Here is an 18,484-nt window from a genome sequence, read left to right as displayed (position 1 = left end):
AACGTGTCAGATGCTGTGCATCAGGCGGCGCACACCGGCCACATGGCGGCGGCTGACGGTCAGGGCGTCGCCGTTCATGCCCTTGAGGAACAGCTGGAAGTGACCCAGGGGCGTCCGCTGCAACCGCTCGATGCGCTCGCGGGAAACCAGCGCATTGCGATGGATGCGCACGAAGCGCTCGCCGAATTCGTCTTCCAGCGCCTTGAGCGGCTCGTCCAGCAGCACTTCGCCGCCGGAATGCCTGAGGGTCACGTACTTGTGATCGGCGATGAAGTAGACCACGTCGTCCAGCGGGATCAGCTCGATGCCCTTGCGGGTGCGCGCGCTGATGTGGCTGCGCGGACCCGGGCCTCCACTGGCCGGCGGCTTGGTCAGGGCAGCCAGCTGCATCCGGTTGGGACGCTGGGCCTTGCTCAGCGCAGCGGCCAGGTCTTCCTGCCGCACCGGCTTGACCAGATAGCCCACGGCGCTGACCTGGAAGGCGTCGAGCGCGTATTCGTCGTGGGCGGTCACGAAGATCACCGCGGGCGGCGATTCGCGCTCGCAGAGTCGCGCGGCCACCTGCAGGCCGTCCAGACCCGGCATGCGGATGTCGAGCAGGACGATGTCAGGCTTGAGGTTTTCGACCAAAGCGAGGGCTTCCTCACCGTTGGTGGCTGTTGGCTCCAGGGCGGTATAACCGTCCAGTTGCCCCACCAGACGGGCCAGACGCTCGCGCGCCAAGGGTTCGTCATCGACGATCAGGACATTCATAAGCTCAGGCTTCCCGCATGAGTCGCTCGCATGGATAGCGAAGAGACGTTGTATGCCGCTGGTCGCGGCGTTCGATTTTGAGACTCGCAGCTGGTCCGAAAAGTGCCGTCAATCGCGCCTCGATATTGCTTAAAGCTTGACGGGTGCCCTTGGGTGGGCGTGGCTGCTGCTCCACCTCCGGGTCATAGGGATTGCTGATGACCAGTTCGAAGACCCCGTCCCGGTAGGTGGCGAAGATGGTCACCAGGCCGCCTTCGATGCGCGGCGCGACGCCATAGATCAGGGCGTTTTCCAGCAGCGGCTGCAGCGTCAGCTGGGGAATCGGCAGGTCCGCCGGCACTCCGTCCACGTCCCACTGCAGCTGCAGGCGATCGCCCAGGCGCAGGCGCTCGATCTCCAGATAACGCCGCGACAGTTCCAGCTCCTCGGACCAGCGTACCCGGCTGCCCGGCTGGGCCAGGCTGGCGCGAAACAGTGCCGACAGGTCCAGCACCGCACGCTCGGCCTTGTCGGCGTCCAGGGCGACCAGGCTGGCGATGCTGTTCAGGCTGTTGAACAGGAAATGCGGGCGGATGCGCGCCTGCAGCGACTCGATGCGCGCCTGCAATTCGGCCTGCTGCTGGCGGCGCCACTGGCTCTGCAGCCAGAAGTAGCGCAGCAGCAGCATGGACATGATCAGGGCGATCAGCGCGTGTCTCATGTACAGCCGCACCTCGCCGACCCGCTGCAGCGGTCCGGCCAGCTGCAGCCAGTCGGCCACCAGGGTGCAGAGCAGCGTCAGGGCCACCACGATGGCGCAGCAGAAGCCGCCCGCCACCACCGGTCTATGGCGTGCCAGCCAGGGCCGCAGGCGACAGAGCAGCGCCGCCGACAGCAGCACGATCCACTGCACGAACAGCGACACCAGCGCCAGGCGGATCCAGTTGAACTGCAGGGTGAAGGGCTCTGCCAGCACTAGGACGAGGACCAGCAGCTCAGCTAGCACCACCAGCACGAGCAGGGCTTCCGGTTCGCAGAGCGCCGGGACGAAGAAGTCGTCGACCTTGACCGGTCGGGGAGTTTTGCGGCGTTCGAGTATCATGGAGGCAGTGTGGGTCAGATACCACTCGTCGGCAAGTCGGCTCCGTTGAATCGGGCCGGCGCCCGCTCGGGACTGCTATCATCGGCCCCTTCTCATCCTTACCGACAAGCCCAGCAGCAGGCCGATCCATGAGCAGCGAAAAAACCAACCAGTCCTGGGGCGGACGCTTCAGCGAACCCGTCGACGCCTTCGTCGCCCGCTTCACCGCCTCGGTGGACTTCGACAAGCGCCTCTATCGCCACGATATCCTCGGCAGCCAGGCCCATGCCCGCATGCTGACCCAGGCCGGGGTGCTCAGCGAAGCCGAGCGCGACGCCATCATCGCCGGGCTGGACGAGATCCGCGGCGAGATCGAGGCCGGCACCTTCGAGTGGCGCGTCGACCTGGAAGACGTGCACATGAACATCGAGGCGCGCCTGACCGAGCGCCTGGGAGTGGTCGGCAAGAAGCTGCACACCGGACGCAGCCGCAACGACCAGGTGGCCACCGACATCCGCCTCTGGCTGCGTGACGAGATCGACGCCATCCTCGTCGAGCTCAACCGTCTGCAGGAAGGCCTGCTGCAACTGGCCGAGACCGAAGCCGATACCATCATGCCCGGCTTCACCCACCTGCAGACCGCGCAACCGGTGACCTTCGGCCACCACCTGCTGGCCTGGTTCGAGATGCTTTCCCGCGACCACGAGCGCCTGGTCGACTGCCGCAAGCGTGTCAACTGCATGCCCCTGGGCAGCGCCGCGCTGGCCGGCACCACCTACCCCATCCAGCGCCAGGTCACCTGCGAACTGCTGGGCTTCGAGGCCATTGGCGGCAATTCCCTGGACGGGGTCTCGGATCGCGACTTCGCCATCGAATTCTGCGCCGCGGCCTCCCTGGCGATGATGCACCTGTCGCGCTGCTCCGAAGAACTGGTGCTCTGGACCAGCGCCCAGTTCCAGTTCATCGACCTGCCCGACCGCTTCTGCACCGGCTCCTCGATCATGCCGCAGAAGAAGAATCCCGATGTCCCCGAACTGGTGCGCGGCAAGACCGGCCGGGTGTTCGGCGCCCTCACCGGCCTGCTGACCCTGATGAAGGGCCAGCCGCTGGCCTACAACAAGGACAACCAGGAAGACAAGGAACCGCTGTTCGACGCCGCCGACACCCTGCGCGACTCCCTGCGGGCCTTCGCCGACATGGTCCCGGCCATCAAGCCCAGGCGCGAGATCATGCGCGAGGCGGCCCGCCGTGGCTTCTCCACCGCCACCGACCTCGCCGACTACCTGGTGCGCAAGGGCCTGCCCTTCCGTGACTGCCACGAGATCGTCGGCCACGCGGTCAAGTACGGCGTGGACAGCGGCAAAGACCTGGCCGAGATGAGCCTGGACGAACTGCGGCGCTTCAGCGATCAGATCGAGCAGGACGTCTTCGCCGTCCTGACCCTGGAAGGTTCGGTCAATGCCCGCGACCATATCGGCGGTACCGCCCCGGCCCAGGTCCGCGCCGCCGTGCAACGCGGTCGCGCGCTGCTGGCCCAGCGCTGATCCGGCCACTGCGCTGCTCGCCGCCCCTTTAGCGGGGCGGGCGAACAAGCCGCCGGCCGAAGACCCCGCCCCTGCCGCTCATCGGCAGGGCGAACGGGCGTAAGGGCTTACTCCACCGTCGAGCAGGCGCCTGGGCAGAAGACAAGGGCTCTAGGCCAGGGCTCTCTGCGCAAGGGGGCCGGAAAGCCGGTCACGCGACGGCCGACCAGCCGTTGATAGGTACGACGACTGGCGCTCAGGACTGCGACCCGGCAGCCGATACTGGAGACTTGACCAGCCGTTCGAGTCAAGTCTCATGCGCCTTTCAGCCTGTTCCATCCTGCTTTGCGGAATGTTCACCGCGGCTTCCAGCCAGGCCGCCCTGCCGCCACCGCTGCCACAGACGCTCACCTGGCATGTCCAGCTGAACGGCGTGCTGCAAAAGCCCAATCGCACCCTCTACGACATCGATCTCTATGACACCAGCAAGGCGGTGATCGCCAATCTGAAGGGCAATGGGAAGACGGTGATCTGCTATTTCAGCGCCGGTACCTGGGAAGACTGGCGGCCCGACGCCGCGCTCTATCCAAAGGCCGCTCTGGGCAAGGCGCTGGACGCCTGGCCGGGCGAACGCTGGCTGGACATCCGCCGTGCCGACGTCCGCGCCTTGCTGGCCAAGCGGCTGGACCTGGCGGTGCAGAAGGGTTGCCAGGGCGTGGATCCGGACAACGTCGACGGCTTCAGCAATCCCAACGGTCTCAAGCTGACCAAGGCCCAGCAGCTGGACTTCCTCAACTGGCTGGCTGACGAGGCGCACAGGCGCAGTCTGCTGGTGGGTCTGAAGAACGCCGTGGACCTGGTGCCGAGCCTCTACGGCAAGTTCGACTTCGCCCTCAACGAGAGCTGCTACGACTACGCCGAGTGCAACGCCTACAGCTACTTCCGCACCCAGAAGAAGCCGGTGATGATCATCGACTACGGCCTCTACAGCACCAAGCGCTGCAGCCAGGCCAAGACCTCGGGCTACAACCTGCAGTTCTACCCGCTGTCGCTGGCGGCGCTGGGCACCGCCTGCAAGTAGGCAGGCGCTCAGTCGAGCCCGGCCTTCTTATGCGATCTCTGCCCCAGCGCGATCCAGTCCAGATCGCCCTCGCCCTGGGCGACGGCCTCCAGCAGGTTGTCTCTCAGGACACTGGCGAAGGGTAGCGGTACCGCCTTTTCCTGACCGGCCGCCAGGGCCAGGCCGACGTCCTTGAGTCCCAGGCTGAGCTTGAAGGCCGCCGGCGAGAACTTTCGCTCGGTCAGCAGGCGGCCGTAGTTCTGGTACACCGGCGCGGCGAACAGGGTGCTGGTGAGGATCTCCAGCAGCGCCGCGGGCTCTACGCCATAGCTGCGCGCCAGGGCGGTACTTTCGCCCATGGTCTCGATGGCGCTGGCGATCATGAAGTTGCCGGCGATTTTGACCACATTGGCCTGCCGCGGCTCCGTGCCCACCGGCCAGGTCTTGCGCCCCAGGACGTCGAGCAGTGGTTGGACGCGCTGGATCGCTTCGGGCTCGCCCGCCACCACGATGTTGAGTTGGCCACTGGCGGCCACGTCGGTGCGCCCGAACACCGGCGCCGCCACATAACCCACGCCCGCCTCGGCATGGCGCGCGACCAGTTCGTCGACCAGGGCCACCGACAGGGTGGCCATGCTGACGTGGACCAGTCCGGCCCGTGCCTGCTGCAGGGCGCCGCTGTCGAGGATCACCTCGCGAGTGGCGGCGTCGTTGGCCAGGATGCTGAAGACCACCTCCACGTCGAAGGCCTCCGCCGGCGTCGCTGCCGCGCGGGCACCCTGCCCGACCAGCGCCTGGACCGGCTCCGGAGAGCGATTCCAGACCACCACCTCATGGCCCGCCTTGAGCAGATTGGCGGCCATGCCCTGGCCCATGCCACCCAGACCGATGAATCCGATACGCATAGTTTTGCCTCCTCGAGGTGCGATGGATGCCGCCGGCTACAGCCAGCGGCGAAACTTGAACCAGGCATAGGGAATCAGCGCCGAGACCACCATGGCGCCCAGCGCCAGCGGATAGCCGAAATGCCAGTCCAGCTCCGGCATGACCTTGAAGTTCATGCCGTAGATGGTGCCCACCAGGGTCGGTGGCAGGAACAGCACCGAGGCGATGGTGAACACCTTGACGATGTTGTTCTGCTCCACGCTGATCAGGCCCAGGGTGGCGTCGAGCAGAAAGCCGATCTCGCCGTTCATCTTGGCCTGGTAATCGCTCAGCGAGCGGACGTCGCGTTCCAGCGTCTTGAACCAGGTCTTGGCCGTGCCGGAGATCCAGGTGGCACCCGCGCGCCGCAGGTAGGAGACGATGCGATTGATGCCCAGCAGACTCTCGCTGAGCTGCGCCAGCAGCTGGTTGCTGCGACCGAGCTGCTTGACGATGGATTGCAGGTCGGTCTTCGGCTGCTTGGCCTGATGGGGGTCCAGGGGTTCGCGAAACACCGCCTTGGCCAGGCGATTGAGATGCGCCTGTACCGATTCGAGGATGTCGGCCACGCGGTCCACCAGGCTGTCCAGCAGCGAGGCGAAGATGACATCGCTGCGGCAGTGCTGGCTCGCCTGCTGCTGGGCCTTGCCGAGAAAGGTCTTGAAGGCGGCCAGTTCGGCGTAGCGCACCGTCACCAGCCACTCGGGCGTCAGCACGAAATTGACCACCGAGGCCTGCGGCTGATGCTCGCTGAAGCCGCTGACCACGGTGGTGGTCAGGTGCAGGGCCTGGTCGGTCTGATAGAGTCGCGAGGATTCCTCGATCTCGGCGATTTCTTCCCGGGTGGGGATGTCCATCGCCAGTGCCTGCTCCAAATAGCGCTCTTCCGCCTCACTGGGATCGAGCAGATCGACCCAGAGCAGATCCGCAGGCAGCGGGTCTCCCGGCGACAAGGGCTGCGCGACCAGCTCGTCGGCGGACAGGCGATAGCAGGTGATCATCGAGAAGACTCCAGGCCAGAATCAGGGGTCGCACTGTAACAAAAGGTATCCAGACATGATTGACCACGCCGATGACGAAGAATCCTTCGTGTCCTCCCATCTGATCGAAGCGGTGGAGAACCAGCTCGCCGCTGGCCAGCCGGATTATGTCCAGGCCGTGCTCAACAAGCTGACCCTGGTCGGCTACGAGCGCGAAGAGGCCGTGCTGCTGATGGCCCAGGCGCTGTCCTACGAAATCGCCGCCATGCTCGACGCCGATCGCCCCTTCGACGGCGCCCACTACGAGCGCCTGCTACGGGCTCTACCGGAACTGCCCGAGGTCGTGGACGACTAGGCCTCGGCCGGCTCCAGCGCCAGCAGTTCCACCTGCTGCTCCTTGCCGCCGGGTACCGGCCAGCTGAGGTGCTCGCCGGGCGTCGCGCCGAGCAGCGCGCTGCCGGCCGGCGCCAGCACCGAGACCCGCCCCTCGCCACCAGCGTCCTCCGGATAGACCAGCACCACCTGGTACTCCTTGCCGGTATCGGTCTCGCGGCAACGCACCCGCGAATTCATGGTGACCACCGCACCGATCTCCTCGGGCGCCACTACCCGCGCCTGGGCCAGTTCCTCGTCCAGGGCCTCGGCCACGGGCCCGAATTCGGGCAGGGCGTCGAGCAGCCTTTCGAGACGGGGCAGATCGACGGCGGAAACGGTAATGGGCGATGCATGGCGCATGGCGGACTCCTGGAGGACAAGACGACGCGGCCCCTGCCGCGAGCAGCGACGGACCAACGGGATGACGGGCAACGGACGCCCAGTGAGAAGCCGCGACAGGGGCGGCAAAAGAAAACGGCGCTCGAAAGGCGCCGATAGAGCCTGTTCAAAGGCTCGCGAGCTAGCGACAAACAAGGCGAAAATAGCTGAGGAAGCGCAGTTTACGAGTAGTAAATGAGCATTCCGACCGGGCTGGCGACCCAGGACATTTTCAACGCCGTTTGGCCGACGCGCAGCAGACTTTGAACAGGCTCTTAGGTCACGCTAGCACAGGGGTCTTGGCAGCGGTCAAGCCGCACCGACCGCAGGTCGTCAGAGCCCGGGCAAGGCGACGCTCTCGCCGGTCTGCTCCAGGGTCACCCGCACCAGTAGCGCACCGAGGGTCTCGGACGAGGTGTCGCAGATCCAGCTCTGGCCATCCCAGTCGAAGTGATAGCCACCCGACCGCGCCGCCACCCAGAGCTGCACCAGCGGGGGCTGGCGGCTGAGAATGACCTGGCTGCCGTTGTCGAACTTGATCGTCAGCACGCCACCGGCATTTTCCAGATCGAGGTCCAGCCCGCTGTCGTCATAGGCGTCTTCGACCTGGCGCTGGGTCTGGTCGACGAGGTGATGGAATTGCGCTTCGCTGAGCCGGCTCATGACGATCCTCGAAAGAAGGGAAACAATCGCCGCACGGTAGCGGGCCGCCCAGATGGCGTCCAGTCGCGGCTGTTGCCGGCAGCTGCGCTTCAGCCATCCAGGCGTGTCAAAGAGTCGCTCAACCCCGTTATACTCCGGGCAATATTCGCCTGAATAAAGGTTTAGCGTCATGAAGCGCCTGTCTCTCCTCTTCATCGCCTGCGCCTGCCTGCTGGCCGGCTGCGGTCAGAAAGGCCCGCTGTACCTGCCCGACGACCAGAAAGCCGCCAAAGAACACCGCCACGACGTGTTCTAGGGAGCCACCATGGAAGTCTTCGCTGTCCGTGCAGGTGAACTGCATGCGGAAGGGGTAGCCCTGAGCGCTGTGGCGCAGGAATTCGGCACCCCCGCCTACGTCTATTCGCGAGCGCACATCGAGGGGCAGTACCGTGCCTATACCGATGCGCTGGCCGGTCTGCCGCACCTGGTCTGCTTTGCGGTCAAGGCCAACTCCAACCTCGGCGTGCTCAATGTCCTGGCCCGCCTCGGCGCCGGCTTCGACATCGTTTCCCGTGGCGAACTGGAACGCGTCCTGGCCGCCGGTGGCGATCCGCGCCGGGTGGTGTTCTCCGGGGTCGGCAAGACCCGTGACGACATGCGCCGCGCCCTGGAAGTGGGCGTGCACTGCTTCAACGTCGAATCCACCGACGAGCTGGAACGGCTGCAACAGGTGGCTGCGGAGCTGGGTGTGGTCGCGCCGATCTCGTTGCGGGTCAATCCCGATGTCGACGCCGGTACCCACCCCTACATCTCCACCGGTCTCAAGGAAAACAAGTTCGGCATCGACATCGCCGACGCCGAGGCGGTCTACGCCCGCGCCGCCGAGCTGCCGAATCTGCAGATTCTCGGGGTGGATTGCCACATCGGCTCCCAGCTCACCACCCTGCCGCCCTTCCTCGATGCCCTCGACCGCCTGCTGGCGCTGATCGATCGCCTCGCCGAGCGCGGTATCGTCCTGCGCCACCTGGACCTCGGCGGCGGCCTGGGCGTGCGCTATCGCGACGAGCAGCCGCCGCTGGCCGGCGACTACATCCAGGCCATCCGCGAACGCATCGTCGGGCGCAACCTGACCCTGGTGTTCGAACCCGGCCGCTTCATCGTCGCCAACGCCGGCATCCTGCTGACCCGCGTGGAATACCTCAAGCACACCGCCCACAAGGATTTCGCCATCGTCGACGCGGCGATGAACGACCTCATCCGCCCGGCGCTGTACCAGGCCTGGATGGCGGTGGAGCCGGTGACCGCGCGCGAGGGCGACGCCCGCCGCTACGACCTGGTCGGTCCCATCTGCGAGACCGGCGACTTCCTCGCCAAGGACCGCGAGCTGGTCCTGGCCGAAGGCGATCTGCTGGCCATCCGCTCCGCCGGGGCCTATGGCTTCACCATGAGTTCCAACTACAACACCCGTGGCCGTGCGGCCGAGGTGATGGTGGATGGCGACCAGGCGCACCTGGTCCGTCGGCGCGAGACGCTGGAAGAACTCTTCGCAGGCGAGAGCCGGCTGCCGGCCTGAGGGGAGTTCCATGCAACTGCGCTTCACCAAGATGCACGGTCTGGGCAACGACTTCATGGTCCTCGACCTGATCAGCCAGCACGCGCACATCCAGCCCAAGCACGTTCGTCTGTGGGGTGACCGCAAGACCGGTGTCGGCTTCGACCAGCTGCTGATCGTCGAGACCCCCAGCACCCCGGACGTGGACTTTCGCTATCGCATCTTCAACGCCGATGGCTCCGAGGTCGAACAGTGTGGCAATGGTGCCCGCTGCTTCGCCCGCTTCGTCTTCGACAAGCGCCTGACGGTCAAGAAGCAGATCCGCGTCGAAACCAAGAACGGCATCATCGAGTTGCACCTCAAGGGCGATGGCATGGTGCGCGTCGACATGGGGGCACCGCGCCTGCAGGCAGCCGAGATTCCCTTCATCGCCGAGGCGGAGACGCTGAGTCATGCCATCCAGGTCGAGGGCGAGACGGTCGAGCTGGCGGTGGTCTCCATGGGCAATCCCCATGGCGTGCTGCGGGTCGCCGACGTCGACCAGGCACCGGTGCTCACCCTCGGTCCCAAGCTGGAGTGCCATCCGCGCTTTCCGCAAAAGGCCAACATCGGCTTCCTGCAGATCATCGACGCCCAGCGCGCCCGCCTGCGGGTCTGGGAACGGGGCGTCGGCGAAACCCGTGCCTGCGGCACCGGCGCCTGCGCCGCCGCCGTGGCCGGGATCCGCCAGGGCTGGCTGAAATCGCCGGTCAGCATCGAATTGCCGGGCGGTCTGCTCAACATCGAGTGGGACGGCGTCGGTCAATCGGTGCTCATGACCGGTCCGGCCACCCGTGTCTACGAAGGCCAGGTAAGAGTATGAGCGACACCCCCGAACTGACTGCGGACCAAGTCGCCGACTGGCTGCTGGATCATCCGCACTTCTTCGCCGATCGCGAAGAGCTGCTGGCGGAGATGCGCGTCCCCCACCAGCGGGGCACCGCCATCTCCCTGGTCGAGCGGCAACTGGGTCTGCTGCGCGATCGCAATGGCGAGATGCGCCACCGCCTCACCCACCTGATGGACGTGGCGCGGGACAACGACCGGCTGTTCGACAAGACCCGGCGGCTGATCATCGGCCTGCTCGACGCCAACAGCCTCGAAGAGGTGATAGGCACCGTCGAGGACAGCCTGCGCCATGAATTCAAGGTGCCCTACGTCGGCCTCATCCTGTTCCACGAGCATCCCCTGCCGGTCGGCCGCAGCGTCACGCCCGCCGAAGCACAAAAGGTGATCGGCGGCCTGCTGGGCGGCGAGAAGACCACCAGCGGTGTCCTGCGCGCCCACGAACTGGCCTTTTTGTTCGGCGATTCGGCCAAGGAAGAGGTCGGCTCCGCGGCTGTCGCCGCCCTCTCCCATCAGGGTCTGCATGGCGTCCTGGCGATCGGCAGCCCCGATCCCCAGCACTATCGCAGTAGCCTGGGCACGCTGTTCCTGAGCCACGTGGCGGAAGTCCTGGCGCGGGTACTGCCGCGCTTTCCCGTCCCCTTGCGTACGGTGCGCTGAGCCCGGGAGCGGAGCATGCAGGTCCAGCTCGATGCCTATCTCGACCACCTGCGGCTGGAGCGTCAGGTTTCGCCCCACACGCTTGACGGCTACCGGCGCGACCTGCGCAAGCTGCTGACCTTCGTCGAAGCCGAAGGCCTGAGCGACTGGGGCGGCCTGGACAGTCGCCGCCTGCGCGCCCTGATCGCCCAGCTGCACCGGGCCGGCGCCTCCAGTCGCAGCCTGGCGCGGCTGCTGTCGGCCTGCCGCGGCTTCTATCTCTACCTGATCCGCGAAGGCCACTGCAGCCAGGATCCGGCCCATGGACTCACGCCCCCCAAGGCACAGAAGGCCCTGCCCAAGGTGCTCGACGTCGACCGCTCCATGCAGCTGCTCGATGGCGCCGTGGAGGACGACTTCCTCGGCCTGCGTGATCAGGCGCTGCTGGAACTCTTCTACAGCTCCGGACTGCGCCTCTCCGAGCTGGTCGGACTGGATCTCGCGGACGTGGATCTGGCCCAGGGGCTGGTCCAGGTGCGCGGCAAGGGGAACAAGGAGCGGGTGCTGCCCATCGGCAGCAAGGCCCGGGACGCCCTGGAGGCCTGGCTCAAGGTCCGGCTGCAGGCCGCACCGCGCGACGACGCCCTGTTCATCGGTCAGCGCGGTCTGCGCCTGACACCCCGCGCGGTTCAGCTGCGGGTACGCGAGGCCGGCGTGCGCGAACTGGGCCAGCACCTGCATCCGCACATGCTCAGGCACAGCTTCGCCAGCCACATGCTCAGCGCCTCCGGCGATCTGCGCGCGGTGCAGGAGTTGCTCGGCCACGCCGACATCGCCACCACCCAGATCTACACCCACCTGGACTTCGGCCAGCTCGCCGAGGTCTATGACAAGGCGCACCCCCGCGCCAAGCGCAAGGCCAGCCGATGACGATTCGCCTCGTGACCTTCGACCTCGACGATACCCTCTGGGAAATCGCGCCGGTCATCCATTCCGCCGAAGCCCTGCTGCGTGACTGGTTCGCCGCCTCCGCGCCGCGGCTGGGCAGCGTTCCGGTCGAGCATCTCTGGGCGATCCGCGATCACCTGCTGCAGCAGGACGCCGGTCTCAAGCACCGGGTCAGCGAGATGCGCCGCCGGGTCATCCATCAGGCGCTGCTCGATGCCGGCTATGTCGAGCCCGAGGCTGCCCAGCTGGCCGAGGCGGGCTTCGCGGTCTATCTGGCCGCTCGCCAGCAGGTCACCCTGTTCGACGATGTCCACCCCACCCTGGAGCGCCTCGCCGATCGCTATACCCTGGGGGTGCTGACCAACGGCAATGCGGATGTGCAGACCATCGGCCTGGCTGACTACTTCCGCTTTGCCCTGAATGCCGAGCAGCTGGGCGTCGGCAAACCCGACCCCACGCCTTTCCGCGAGGCCCTGCGTCTCACCGGCATCGCGGCCGACGCCACCGTGCACGTGGGCGACAACCCCGTGGACGATGTCGCCGGCGCCCAGCGCGCCGGTATCCGCGCCGTCTGGTTCAACCCCTTGCAGAACCCCTGGCAGGATCCTGGCAAGCCGGATGCGGAGATCCGCAGTCTGAGCGAACTTCCCTCCCTGTTGGAAGGCTGGTCAGGCCGGCCGTAAAGTCAGTAATACCAAATGCTGAACGGCTGATTTTTCGTGCTCGCCGGTCGTCTACTAGGCCCCTGGGTTTTGTTAACCAATCGCCAAAATATTCGTCACACTTATCGACCTCGACAGCAGAAGCTTTGCGACCCCCTTCACCAAAAGCCGCGGGGCTGGGCGATTTTTTGCCAAGCACACCTCATTTGGCCGCCGATTCCTTGATAACAACAGCGCCGATAGCCGTCTCGCTGGCCGGATTTCCCCTCCGGACCTCGCGTTGACAGTGCTAACCCTTTTGACAATCATTGCGACAAGTTCGAAGTAGCGCTGGGATTGCGCGCTGAACCAGCCGCCGTTCAGGTCAGGGAAGACAGCATTACCTCCCCCCTCCTCTGCGTCTCGCCGATGGCTTCTCAAGTTCCTGCTCAAACATTGTCAGGTCTTGATATCGGTAAATAACCCTCTGTTCATCCCGTCCAGGTGCAAACCCGTGCGGTAGCCATGTCCCAACCGGACTGGTTACCACCCAAGTCACGGCAAACCTGTGCGGTAGCCATGCCCGGTGCTGGACAGAAGGGGACGATCACCGTGCCAGCGAGCACCTGCAGGACTACAGGGATGTCACCCGAGCGGGACTTAATTCTATTTACCCAGGCAACTTCAACCCTGCCCACAGCAGGCCGGCAAGTGGCTCAGCCAGGCCAACTTCGGCCTGCCCCCGTCATCGACGGCCTGGCCCTGTTTAGTTTGGAAAGTGCTTGGCAGACAGCTTCGAGCAAGTTCTCTTACTTCTGCTGCCGACACGGGCGAATTAATTATTGGCAAGGGTTAAAACAGGTACTGACCGACATTCATCAGACGGTCATTAAGTCAATAAAGATTAAAACGATCCGCTGCATTTTTTGCTGACTGCCGGGCACTGTGAAAGCCAGTTTCAATCACGTTAATTGCGCCTTGAAGGCGCACAGAGAGGATGCCCCGATGGCAAGGAATGATCTATCGGAATCGACATTAGGATGTCTAATTGGCGGTGCCGGTCCGGCAGGCCTGGGATTCCTGTTCAATGCCATCAAGCGCGGTGCTCTGGAGCAACTTGCCCAGGCCGGCACCATCATCGTCGATGCCGGGACCGAACTCGGTGCCGGCAAGCTGGGTGACTATCAGATCATCGCCAACTCGGTGAGCGACGTCTTTCTGGACTGCCTGCGCGATCCGCTGCTGGCGCCCATCCTGGCCCCGCTGCAAGCATCCCCGACCTTTCGCCACCTCAAGCTGAATTCCCAGGAAGCACCGGCGCTGCCCATCGTCGGCCAGCTCTTCCAGCAGGCCGCCGGCCTGGTCCTGCCCTGGCTCGAACGCCAGTACGGCATCCCCACCTGGCGCCAGACCCGCATCACCGAAGTGACCTGCGAAGGTTCGAGCTATGTCGTCTGGCTGGAACAGGCCGGCGCCATCCGCCGCGTCCGCACCTCCAGCCTGGTGCTGAACCTGGGCGGCAAGCAGACCCGCCACAGCTTCGAAGAAAGCATCCAGGCCATGGGCCTGCAGCTGCCCCAGAGTGCCTCGATCGACAGCTCCGACAATCTGCTGCGCCTGCAACCCGAAGCCCTGCGCCAGCGCTATCGGGCCCGCCTCAAGGATGGCGGTCCGATCTGCGTGGTCGGGGGTTCTCACAGCGCCTTCTCCGCCCTCGACAACCTGGCCAGCGCCCTGCACCACGATGGTCTGCGCGAACTGACCCTGGTCCATCGCTCACCGATCCGGCTGTTCTACGAGACCGCCGCCGAAGCCCTGGCCGCCGGCTACGCCTTCGATCCGCTGCAGGACATCTGCCCCATCTCCAAGCGGGTCAACCGCTCCGGCGGACTGCGCTACCGCGCCCACGAGATCGGCCGCCAGGTCCTTGCCGGTCAGGGCATCGGCGGTACCCCGGTCAAGGTCAAGACGCTGCAACTGGATGGCAGCGCCGAACAACTGGCCAACGCCCAGACGCTGTTCGACAGCGCCGCCCTGCTGGTGCAGGGCATGGGTTACCAGCCCGTCGTGCCCGAGCTGCGCTGCCAGGACGGCCGTCCGCTGACCCTGCGCACCCTGCGCGGCGGTCTGGACTCCGATGCCGCCGGCAGCCCGCTGGACCAGCACGGCCAGCGCCTCAAGGGCCTGCACCTGTTCGGCCTGGGCTCGGGATTGGCAGTGGATCCCCGCCTGGGGAGCGAGGCGTCCTTTTCCGGACGCATCTACGGGGTCTGGCAGTTCCACAACGATGCCAGTCGCGAGGCCCTGGAGTCGGTTCTGGAACGTCTGGACAAGCCCGGCGCCGCCTTCCGGCAACCGGCCAGTCCGGTCGCCGAACACGCTTGACCGAACCGACACGTATCAAGGACTCGATAAGCAGGTACCGGATCATGATCAATGTGACCAAGCCCTACCTTGGCGATAAGGAACGCTTCAAGGCGTATATCGACAAGATCTACGCCAACAACTGGATCACCAACCAGGGCCCTCTGCACGCTCAGCTCGAAGAGCGTCTGCGCGACTATCTGGGCGTCAGAAACATCATCCTGGTCAACAACGGTACCCTGGCCCTGCAGGTCGCCTATCGCGCCCTGGGCCTGACCGGCAGCGCCATCACCACGCCGTTCAGCTTCGTCGCCACCACCAGCACCCTGCACTGGGAAGGGATCCGGCCGGTGTTCGCCGACATCCATCCGGAAACCTGGAACCTGGATCCGGCCAACGTCGAAGCCGCCATCGAGCACGACACCTCGGCCATCGTCGCCACCCACGTGTTCGGCAATCCCTGCGATGTGCGCGGCCTGCAGCAGGTCGCCAACCGCCACGGCCTGAAGGTCGTCTACGACGGCGCCCATGCCTTCGGCACCCTGTTCGAAGGCCGCTCGGTCCTGCAGTGGGGCGACATCACCACCGTCAGCTTCCACGCCACCAAGCTGTTCCACACCATCGAAGGCGGCGCGATCATCACCGAAGACGACGAGCTCGCCGAGCGCGTCCGCCGCATGATCAACTTCGGCATCGTCGATGCCGAGCGTATCGAAGGCGTGGGCATCAACGCCAAGCTCAACGAGGTCTCCGCGGCCATGGGGCTGTGCATCCTCGACGAGCTGGAAGACATCCTGGCCCGCCGCGCCGTCATCGGTCAGCACTATGAGAGACGCCTGCAAGGCGCCTTCGACCTGCAGCGGCCCACCTACGGCACCCAGCTGAACTACAGCTACTTCCCGGTGGCCCTGCGCGACGAGCCGAGTCTGCTGGATACCAAGAAGGCGCTGAACGCCGTCGGCATCAATCCGCGCCGCTACTTCTATCCGTCGCTGGAAACCCTGGATTACCTGCAGCCCCAGGCGATCAAGCCGGTCTCGCGCAAGCTGAGTCACCGCATCCTCTGCGTGCCGCTCTACCCGGACCTGCCGCAGGCGACCCAGGACCTGCTGATCGACACCCTGCTCCTCGCGCAGCAGAAAAAGACCAGCATGGAATCCCTGCGGGCACTCATCACCCCGGCACAGCTGCTGCCGAGCTGGGATTTTCCCGGCGACTCCTCTCCTGCTCTAACTTGACCCTGGCCCGCTATCTCCCATGACCAGTCCCGCGAAAGTGTCGGTGTTGCGCAACACCCTGATCAACTATGCCGGCCAAGCCTATGCGCTGCTGATCGGCATCTTGATCCAGCCGATGTATCTCGGTCATCTGGGTGCCGAAACCTATGGTCTGATCGGCTTCTTCGCCGTGCTGCAGACCTGGCTGCAACTCCTCGACGTCGGCATTTCCGCGTCCCTCGTGCGCGATGTCGCCCATGGCCGTGGCCAGGCCGGCGCCGGGCGCACCCGCGGCCAGCTGCTGCGCTCGCTGGAATTCATCTTCATCCCCCTGGCGACCCTGGCCTTTGTCGCCATCGAGCTGAACTCGGAGTGGATGGCGGGTCACTGGCTCAACGTCCAGGGGCTGCCCACCGAGACCGTGGCCCACTGCATCGGCCTGATGGGGCTGATGATCGCCTTCCGCCTGCTGTCGACGCTGTACAAGAGCGGCGTCCAGGGGGTCGAGCTGCACGGCTGGCTGAATCTGGTCAATGTGCTGATCGCCACCGTCCGCTACTTCGGCGGCCTGATCCTGGTGATGTGGATTTCCCAGGAGCCGCTGGACTTCTTCGTGTTCCAGGCCTTCGTCGCCGTGTTCGAGATGCTGGTCTATGCGCTCAAGGCCTATCGGCTGCTGCCCAACCCCACCTGGTGGAGCGGCTTCGACTGGCAGCGGGTCAAGCCCATCGTGCCCTTCGCCCTGAGCATGTCCTTCACCTCGATCCTGTGGATCGCCCTGACCCAGCTCGACAAGCTGGTGCTGTCCAAGGCGCTGCCCCTGGCCGAGTACGGCTACTTCAGCCTGGTGGCGCTGATCTCCACCGGCATCGTCACCCTGACCAACCCGCTGGTACAGGCCCTGCTGCCGCGCATGACGGTGCTGGTGTCCCAGGACAAACCGCTCGAACTGGAACGGCTCTATCGCAACGCGGCGCGCTTCGCCTTCGCCATCCTGCTGCCGCTGGCGGCCATGGTGGCCTTCCATGGCGAGGCGCTGGTCTTTGCCTGGACCGGCGACAAGGTCTCCGCCCACTGGAGCGAGCCGATCCTGTTCTGGTACGCCCTGGGCTCGGCGCTGCTCGCCCTGAGCCAGTTCCAGTTCTATCTGCAGTACGCCTACGGCAAGTTGCGCCTGCACGTCTGGTACAGCCTGGTATCCGCGGCCATCTCGGTGCCCATCGTGATCCTGGTGGTCCTGCACTACGGCGCCTATGGCGCAGCGCTGGCCTGGTTCTTCATGCGCCTGATCCCCTTCGTGATCTGGCCGATGATCGTCCACGGCCGCTTCGCGCCGAATCTGCAGCGCTACTGGAACCAGGACCTGCTGGTGGCCGTGGTGGTGACCGCCCTCGGCGTGGGCCTGAGCAAGCTGCTGTACCAAGAGATTCAACCGCAGGAGCGGTTCGCCATCCTGGCCACCCTCGCCCTGGGCGGTGGCCTGACCCTGGTGCTGATGGCGTTGAGCTACGTGCTCTGTTCTCCGAAACAGACCCGCTCGCGCCTGTTTTCCCAACTCTACAAAGCAGGTATCTGACATGGACGCTCGGACCGAAGCAGAGATCATGAAGAACTGGCCGACGAATTGCAGTCGGCCGGTCGCCAGCATCGTCTGCCTGACCTTCAACCATCGCGAGTACATCGGCCAGGCCATCGACGGCTTCCTGCGCCAGCAGACCGATTTTCCTTTCGAGATCATCGTCAACGACGACGCCTCGACCGATGGCACCCGGGAAATTCTCAAGGACTACGAGAGTCGCTATCCCCGGCTGATCCGCCTGATCCTGCAAAAGGAAAACCAGTACAGCCAGGGCAAGCCCTATGGCATGCCGGTGTTCCAGCACGCCCGCGGCGACTACATCGCCTACTGCGAAGGCGACGACTACTGGAACGATCCGCGCAAGCTGCAGCTGCAGGTGGACTTCCTGGAGAACAACCGGGACTACGCCCTGACCTTCCATGCGTCCTATGCCTTCAACAGCAAGGGGATCGTCAATCCGCAGCGGTTCGGTGGCCAGGATCACTACGACCGCAGCGAAACCGACCTGAAGAAGGCGCTGCCGCTGTCCACCCTGACCGCCTGCTTCCGCAATGTCCTGCGGGAACTGCCGCCGGAGCTGGAAACCGCTGCGCTCATGGACATCGTCTGGTGGTCGCTGCTCGGTGCCCACGGCAAGGGCAAGTTCATGGACGAGATCCGCCCCGCCGCCTACCGCGTGCACGAGGGCGGGATCTTTTCCATGCGTGCCAGCCAGAAGCGCCTGCAGATGGATCTCCACACCCAGTACTGCCTGGCCAACTACTACTACCGGCTGGGCGAGCGCGACCTGCATGTCTTTTTCCTGCGCCAGGTCCTGAGTCTTTCGCTGTCCTCGATTCCACCGACGCAGAAGGTCAAGGCGCTTCTGCGGGCGGTAAGCAACATCACCCTCAACATCGGCCGACGCTTCGCCCCCAAACGCGTCACCTACTGAACTTACACAGAGCAGTTTTCCGGCTGCCAG

Annotated in this window: 19 protein-coding genes; 13 read left to right on the top strand and 6 right to left on the bottom strand. The window is 65.2% G+C overall.

All coding sequences use genetic code 11. The annotated features are described in order from the left end of the window. Positions 1-6 precede the first annotated feature (6 nt). Both AABM56_RS01400 and AABM56_RS01395 read right to left on the bottom strand, forming a co-directional pair. Positions 7-753: a LytTR family DNA-binding domain-containing protein gene (locus AABM56_RS01400; RefSeq protein ID WP_007161369.1), complete on the bottom strand. Its 747-nt coding sequence runs from the start codon at positions 751-753 to the stop codon at positions 7-9. A gap of 4 nt (positions 754-757) precedes the next feature. Then, positions 758-1,834: a sensor histidine kinase gene (locus AABM56_RS01395; RefSeq protein ID WP_133860446.1), complete on the bottom strand. Its 1,077-nt coding sequence runs from the start codon at positions 1,832-1,834 to the stop codon at positions 758-760. Positions 1,835-1,962: 128 nt separating this feature from the next. Here AABM56_RS01395 and argH point away from each other — a divergent pair, with 128 nt between their 5' ends. Together argH and AABM56_RS01385 are read left to right on the top strand one after the other, a co-directional pair. After that, a complete protein-coding gene (gene argH / locus AABM56_RS01390) occupies positions 1,963-3,357 on the top strand; it encodes an argininosuccinate lyase (RefSeq protein WP_133860445.1) in 1,395 nt (464 codons plus the stop codon). A gap of 295 nt (positions 3,358-3,652) precedes the next feature. Next, entirely contained in the window at positions 3,653-4,417 is a 765-nt protein-coding gene (locus AABM56_RS01385; RefSeq protein WP_263259090.1) for an endo alpha-1,4 polygalactosaminidase, read from the top strand. Positions 4,418-4,425: 8 nt separating this feature from the next. Here the strand turns inward: AABM56_RS01385 and AABM56_RS01380 are convergent, their stop codons facing one another. Together AABM56_RS01380 and AABM56_RS01375 are read right to left on the bottom strand one after the other, a co-directional pair. Beyond that, entirely contained in the window at positions 4,426-5,301 is an 876-nt protein-coding gene (locus tag AABM56_RS01380) for an NAD(P)-dependent oxidoreductase (RefSeq protein WP_133860444.1), read from the bottom strand. A 36-nt stretch (positions 5,302-5,337) separates the two neighbouring features. After that, positions 5,338-6,321: a magnesium transporter CorA family protein gene (locus AABM56_RS01375; protein ID WP_133860443.1), complete on the bottom strand. Its 984-nt coding sequence runs from the start codon at positions 6,319-6,321 to the stop codon at positions 5,338-5,340. A 55-nt stretch (positions 6,322-6,376) separates the two neighbouring features. Here AABM56_RS01375 and AABM56_RS01370 point away from each other — a divergent pair, with 55 nt between their 5' ends. Then, a complete protein-coding gene (locus tag AABM56_RS01370; protein WP_133860442.1) occupies positions 6,377-6,655 on the top strand; it encodes a hypothetical protein in 279 nt (92 codons plus the stop codon). Here the strand turns inward: AABM56_RS01370 and rnk are convergent. Together rnk and cyaY are read right to left on the bottom strand one after the other, a co-directional pair. After that, positions 6,652-7,035 carry a nucleoside diphosphate kinase regulator gene (gene rnk, locus AABM56_RS01365; protein WP_007161376.1) on the bottom strand — a complete coding sequence of 128 codons (384 nt, stop codon included), beginning with the start codon at positions 7,033-7,035 and terminating at the stop codon, positions 6,652-6,654. The two genes, AABM56_RS01370 and rnk, sit on opposite strands and share 4 nt — an antisense overlap. A 351-nt stretch (positions 7,036-7,386) precedes the next feature. Then, positions 7,387-7,716, bottom strand: coding sequence for an iron donor protein CyaY (gene cyaY / locus AABM56_RS01360; RefSeq protein ID WP_059316577.1), 330 nt, complete (start codon positions 7,714-7,716; stop codon positions 7,387-7,389). A 169-nt stretch (positions 7,717-7,885) separates the two neighbouring features. On the opposite strand from cyaY, the gene AABM56_RS01355 reads away from it, so the two are divergent. From AABM56_RS01355 to AABM56_RS01310, 10 genes are all read left to right on the top strand, one after another. Then, complete coding sequence (locus AABM56_RS01355; protein ID WP_007161378.1) at positions 7,886-8,011, top strand: lipoprotein; 126 nt, start codon at positions 7,886-7,888, stop codon at positions 8,009-8,011. A 9-nt stretch (positions 8,012-8,020) separates the two neighbouring features. After that, positions 8,021-9,268: a diaminopimelate decarboxylase gene (gene lysA / locus AABM56_RS01350; RefSeq protein ID WP_133860441.1), complete on the top strand. Its 1,248-nt coding sequence runs from the start codon at positions 8,021-8,023 to the stop codon at positions 9,266-9,268. Between the two features lie 10 nt (positions 9,269-9,278). Further along, the gene (gene dapF, locus AABM56_RS01345) at positions 9,279-10,109 is read left to right on the top strand and encodes a diaminopimelate epimerase (RefSeq protein WP_133860440.1); all 831 of its coding nucleotides are present in this window, start codon (positions 9,279-9,281) and stop codon (positions 10,107-10,109) included. Next, entirely contained in the window at positions 10,106-10,792 is a 687-nt protein-coding gene (locus AABM56_RS01340) for a DUF484 family protein (RefSeq protein WP_007161381.1), read from the top strand. The genes dapF and AABM56_RS01340 overlap by 4 nt, the downstream gene beginning before the upstream one ends. 15 nt (positions 10,793-10,807) lie before the next feature. After that, a complete protein-coding gene (gene xerC, locus AABM56_RS01335) occupies positions 10,808-11,701 on the top strand; it encodes a tyrosine recombinase XerC (RefSeq protein ID WP_133860439.1) in 894 nt (297 codons plus the stop codon). After that, entirely contained in the window at positions 11,698-12,402 is a 705-nt protein-coding gene (locus tag AABM56_RS01330; RefSeq protein ID WP_133860438.1) for an HAD family hydrolase, read from the top strand. The genes xerC and AABM56_RS01330 overlap by 4 nt, the downstream gene beginning before the upstream one ends. Positions 12,403-13,365: 963 nt before the next feature. Then, positions 13,366-14,745 carry a pyridine nucleotide-disulfide oxidoreductase gene (locus AABM56_RS01325; protein ID WP_133860437.1) on the top strand — a complete coding sequence of 460 codons (1,380 nt, stop codon included), beginning with the start codon at positions 13,366-13,368 and terminating at the stop codon, positions 14,743-14,745. A 44-nt stretch (positions 14,746-14,789) separates the two neighbouring features. Further along, on the top strand, positions 14,790-15,962 hold the full coding sequence (locus AABM56_RS01320) for a DegT/DnrJ/EryC1/StrS aminotransferase family protein (RefSeq protein ID WP_133860436.1): 1,173 nt from the start codon (positions 14,790-14,792) through the stop codon (positions 15,960-15,962). A gap of 19 nt (positions 15,963-15,981) precedes the next feature. Continuing rightward, a complete protein-coding gene (locus AABM56_RS01315) occupies positions 15,982-17,517 on the top strand; it encodes an oligosaccharide flippase family protein (RefSeq protein ID WP_133860435.1) in 1,536 nt (511 codons plus the stop codon). Position 17,518: 1 nt separating this feature from the next. Then, positions 17,519-18,454, top strand: coding sequence for a glycosyltransferase (locus AABM56_RS01310; protein ID WP_133860434.1), 936 nt, complete (start codon positions 17,519-17,521; stop codon positions 18,452-18,454). Positions 18,455-18,484: the final 30 nt, after the last annotated feature.

It is taken from the genome of Pseudomonas aestiva (genome assembly GCF_039908605.1).
GTDB classification, from domain to species: domain Bacteria; phylum Pseudomonadota; class Gammaproteobacteria; order Pseudomonadales; family Pseudomonadaceae; genus Chryseomonas; species Chryseomonas aestiva.
Note: the sequence above shows the minus strand (reverse complement) of the source record. Positions and strands in the feature narration are given on the sequence as shown.

What these genes read in the sequence shown, in the direction of transcription:
- dapF (WP_133860440.1), top strand. Translation starts at nt 9,279, where the DNA reads ATGCAACTGCGCTTCACCAAGATGCACGGTCTGGGCAACGACTTCATG.
- AABM56_RS01320 (WP_133860436.1), top strand. Translation starts at nt 14,790, where the DNA reads ATGATCAATGTGACCAAGCCCTACCTTGGCGATAAGGAACGCTTCAAG.
- AABM56_RS01380 (WP_133860444.1), bottom strand. Translation starts at nt 5,301, where the DNA reads ATGCGTATCGGATTCATCGGTCTGGGTGGCATGGGCCAGGGCATGGCC.
- AABM56_RS01330 (WP_133860438.1), top strand. Translation starts at nt 11,698, where the DNA reads ATGACGATTCGCCTCGTGACCTTCGACCTCGACGATACCCTCTGGGAA.
- AABM56_RS01385 (WP_263259090.1), top strand. Translation starts at nt 3,653, where the DNA reads ATGCGCCTTTCAGCCTGTTCCATCCTGCTTTGCGGAATGTTCACCGCG.
- AABM56_RS01325 (WP_133860437.1), top strand. Translation starts at nt 13,366, where the DNA reads ATGGCAAGGAATGATCTATCGGAATCGACATTAGGATGTCTAATTGGC.
- argH (WP_133860445.1), top strand. Translation starts at nt 1,963, where the DNA reads ATGAGCAGCGAAAAAACCAACCAGTCCTGGGGCGGACGCTTCAGCGAA.
- lysA (WP_133860441.1), top strand. Translation starts at nt 8,021, where the DNA reads ATGGAAGTCTTCGCTGTCCGTGCAGGTGAACTGCATGCGGAAGGGGTA.
- xerC (WP_133860439.1), top strand. Translation starts at nt 10,808, where the DNA reads ATGCAGGTCCAGCTCGATGCCTATCTCGACCACCTGCGGCTGGAGCGT.
- AABM56_RS01370 (WP_133860442.1), top strand. Translation starts at nt 6,377, where the DNA reads ATGATTGACCACGCCGATGACGAAGAATCCTTCGTGTCCTCCCATCTG.
- AABM56_RS01355 (WP_007161378.1), top strand. Translation starts at nt 7,886, where the DNA reads ATGAAGCGCCTGTCTCTCCTCTTCATCGCCTGCGCCTGCCTGCTGGCC.
- AABM56_RS01400 (WP_007161369.1), bottom strand. Translation starts at nt 753, where the DNA reads ATGAATGTCCTGATCGTCGATGACGAACCCTTGGCGCGCGAGCGTCTG.
- AABM56_RS01340 (WP_007161381.1), top strand. Translation starts at nt 10,106, where the DNA reads ATGAGCGACACCCCCGAACTGACTGCGGACCAAGTCGCCGACTGGCTG.
- rnk (WP_007161376.1), bottom strand. Translation starts at nt 7,035, where the DNA reads ATGCGCCATGCATCGCCCATTACCGTTTCCGCCGTCGATCTGCCCCGT.
- cyaY (WP_059316577.1), bottom strand. Translation starts at nt 7,716, where the DNA reads ATGAGCCGGCTCAGCGAAGCGCAATTCCATCACCTCGTCGACCAGACC.
- AABM56_RS01310 (WP_133860434.1), top strand. Translation starts at nt 17,519, where the DNA reads ATGGACGCTCGGACCGAAGCAGAGATCATGAAGAACTGGCCGACGAAT.
- AABM56_RS01375 (WP_133860443.1), bottom strand. Translation starts at nt 6,321, where the DNA reads ATGATCACCTGCTATCGCCTGTCCGCCGACGAGCTGGTCGCGCAGCCC.
- AABM56_RS01315 (WP_133860435.1), top strand. Translation starts at nt 15,982, where the DNA reads ATGACCAGTCCCGCGAAAGTGTCGGTGTTGCGCAACACCCTGATCAAC.
- AABM56_RS01395 (WP_133860446.1), bottom strand. Translation starts at nt 1,834, where the DNA reads ATGATACTCGAACGCCGCAAAACTCCCCGACCGGTCAAGGTCGACGAC.